The organism is Microbacterium sp. CPCC 204701 (assembly GCF_004010105.1).
GTDB lineage: Bacteria > Actinomycetota > Actinomycetes > Actinomycetales > Microbacteriaceae > Microbacterium.
Window position 1 is genome coordinate 1 of sequence record NZ_RRYE01000424.1, and the last position, 2,394, is coordinate 2,394.

Genomic DNA, 2,394 nt, shown 5'->3' on the forward strand with positions numbered 1-2,394 from the left:
CGGGCCGACCGGGGTCGTCGTCTTGCCGGGTGCGCCTGCGCCGTCGCCTTTCGGCTTGTGAGCTGCCGTCGACGCAGCACCGCCGCCCATTCCCATCGCCGGCGCCGGGCCCTTGGCGAAGGGCCACAGCGCGCTCAGCCGCGAGCGCACCGAGCCCAGTGCCTGGTCGAAGAGGTACTTGCGGTGCACGCGCAGCCGCTCCTCGAAGAACGGATCGAGATTCACCGGCCCTCCCGTCTCGGATGAGTCAGAGCTTAGGGCGGCGCTCCGCGCGCCGCCCCTGTCCTTGACAACCCGGGGGTGTCCGCTTCGTACGGCGGTGGCCGCGGTCGTGCCCTCGTCCTCGACTTTCCCGCCAACTAGTGTTGCGGCATGACCGCCGTCAGCACGCTCGCCGGCATCGTCCTGCTCGGCATCGCGCTCAACGATGTGTTCCACACCCTGTTGCGCCCCGCGTCCACCGGCCGGCTCACCACGCTCGTGTTCCGCGCGGTCTGGTCGTTGTCGCGGCGGCGCCGCCCTCTCGCCGTCGGGGGCCCGTTGACGATCCTCGCGACGATCGGCGCGTGGATCCTCCTGATCACGCTGGGATGGGCGCTGATCTACCTGCCGCACTTCCCCGACGGGTTCTCGTACAGCGGCGTCGACCCCGGCGACTATCACCCGTTCCTCGAGTCGGTCACGTACTCCCTGGTCGCGCTGACCACTCTGGGTCTCGGCGATGTCGTCCCGGCCGCTCCCGTCATCCGCCTGCTGTCGCCCCTCGAGGCGCTGACGGGCTTCGTCCTGCTGTCGGCCTCGGTGTCGTGGTTCATGCAGATCTATCCCGCCCTGGCCCGCCGCCGCGCGCTCGCGATCGAACTGACCAGCCTGCATTCCTCGGGTTTCACCGAGCTTTCCGTGACCGTCTCGGCCGGGTACGCGGCATCCGTCGTCTCGTCCGTGGCGCGTCTGGTCACAGAGCTCACCGCCGACCTGGTGCAGAGCAACGAGATCTTCTACTTCACCGAGCGCGACGAGCGCCTGTCGGCACCACGCGCCATCGGCTACGCGATGGAACTGCGCGATGGCGCGCTGCGGTCGCACGACGGCGATCTGCGAGCAGCCGGCGCGCTCCTGGCTCAGGTCATGGACGAGCTGGCGCGCGTGCTCATCGAGCAATACCCGCACATCACCGGCGAGTCGACCGACGACGTGCTGCGCGCCGTCGCCGGCAGCCACGGGCACCGGCTCGCCTGAGCCGGGAACGGGAAAGGCCCGGGGTTCCGAGGAACTCCGGGCCTTTCTGACGTGTCAGCGTGCGGTGTCACCACGACGACTTGGTCACGCCGGGCAGCTCGCCACGGTGTGCCATGTCGCGGAAGCGGACACGCGAGATGCCGAACTTGGTGAGGACACCGCGCGGGCGGCCGTCGATGACGTCGCGCGAACGCACGCGCACCGGCGACGCGTTGCGGGGCAGCTTCTGCAGGCCCACGCGAGCGGCCTCGCGCTCCTCGTCGGTCGAGGTCGGCGAGACGAGCGCCTTCTTCAGCTCGGCGCGCTTGGCGGCGTAGCGGTCGACGACCACCTTGCGCTGCTCGTTGCGCGCGATCTTGCTCTTCTTGGCCATGGATCAGCGCTCCTCTCGGAATTCGACGTGCTTGCGGATGACCGGGTCGTACTTCTTCAGCACGATGCGGTCGGGGTTGTTGCGGCGGTTCTTGCGCGTGACGTAGGTGTAACCCGTGCCCGCGGTCGAACGCAGTTTGATGATCGGACGGACGTCCTGTGCCTTCTTGGCCATCAGAGCTTCACACCCTTCGCCTTGAGGTCACGGACGACAGCCTCGATGCCACGGGCATCGATGACCTTCATGCCCTTGGCCGAGACGTTGAGCTTGATGTTGCGACCCAGCGACGGAACGAAGTAGGTCTTCTTCTGCACGTTCGGGTCGAAGCGGCGCTTCGTCCGGCGGTGCGAGTGCGAGATGTTGTGACCGAAACCGGGAACTGCTCCAGTCACCTGGCACACTGCTGCCATAGTGATGTCTCCTTAGTACCGTGAGGCCGGACGGCCCCACCCAAGATCCCTTGTCTGCACCCTTCGACAGGCTCAGTGACCGGATTCTCGGCCGGAGCTGACGAGGGGTACGAACTGCGTGCTGGAGTGCGCGCAGACAAACAGTCAGTCTAGCACGGGGGGTTTGTCGCCCTTGACAGCCGCCTGCTGCGCACCCCGCCCCCAGCGGAACGGCGACACGGTCGCGTCGTCGGGGACCCAGAACCGCCACGGGAACACCGCGGTGCCGGCGACGCCCGCGACGCCCACGCGCGGCCCCGAGGCGATGTCGGCGAGCGGGCCGTCGGGCATCTCGAGCCGTGCGACCGCGCCGTGGCGCGGCGCTCCGGTGAT

The 2,394-nt window shown here is 68.4% G+C and carries 4 protein-coding genes and 2 pseudogenes; 1 reads left to right on the forward strand and 5 read right to left on the reverse strand.

Going from position 1 to position 2,394, the window contains the following annotated elements; translation table 11 throughout:
* Window positions 1-225, reverse strand: a pseudogene (locus EIO58_RS19395) (hypothetical protein); the annotation flags it as partial.
* Window positions 226-372: 147 nt separating this feature from the next.
* Between EIO58_RS19395 and EIO58_RS16300 the strand changes: the two are divergent.
* Window positions 373-1,239 carry a potassium channel family protein gene (locus EIO58_RS16300; protein WP_127820366.1) on the forward strand — a complete coding sequence of 289 codons (867 nt, stop codon included), beginning with the start codon at window positions 373-375 and terminating at the stop codon, window positions 1,237-1,239.
* A gap of 67 nt (window positions 1,240-1,306) precedes the next feature.
* On the opposite strand, the gene rpsN is transcribed toward EIO58_RS16300, so the two are convergent.
* From rpsN to EIO58_RS16320, 4 genes and pseudogenes are all read right to left on the reverse strand, one after another.
* A complete protein-coding gene (rpsN, locus tag EIO58_RS16305) occupies window positions 1,307-1,612 on the reverse strand; it encodes a 30S ribosomal protein S14 (RefSeq protein WP_127820367.1) in 306 nt (101 codons plus the stop codon).
* A gap of 3 nt (window positions 1,613-1,615) precedes the next feature.
* On the reverse strand, window positions 1,616-1,786 hold the full coding sequence (rpmG, locus tag EIO58_RS16310; protein WP_005051772.1) for a 50S ribosomal protein L33: 171 nt from the start codon (window positions 1,784-1,786) through the stop codon (window positions 1,616-1,618).
* Complete coding sequence (gene rpmB / locus EIO58_RS16315; protein ID WP_127820368.1) at window positions 1,786-2,022, reverse strand: 50S ribosomal protein L28; 237 nt, start codon at window positions 2,020-2,022, stop codon at window positions 1,786-1,788. The genes rpmG and rpmB overlap by 1 nt, the downstream gene beginning before the upstream one ends.
* A 144-nt stretch (window positions 2,023-2,166) precedes the next feature.
* Window positions 2,167-2,394 (reverse strand): annotated as a pseudogene (locus tag EIO58_RS16320) (hypothetical protein); the annotation flags it as partial.

Coding starts and splice junctions, on each gene's coding strand:
- rpsN (WP_127820367.1), bottom strand. CDS start 1,612: ATGGCCAAGAAGAGCAAGATCGCGCGCAACGAGCAGCGCAAGGTGGTC.
- EIO58_RS16300 (WP_127820366.1), top strand. CDS start 373: ATGACCGCCGTCAGCACGCTCGCCGGCATCGTCCTGCTCGGCATCGCG.
- rpmG (WP_005051772.1), bottom strand. CDS start 1,786: ATGGCCAAGAAGGCACAGGACGTCCGTCCGATCATCAAACTGCGTTCG.
- rpmB (WP_127820368.1), bottom strand. CDS start 2,022: ATGGCAGCAGTGTGCCAGGTGACTGGAGCAGTTCCCGGTTTCGGTCAC.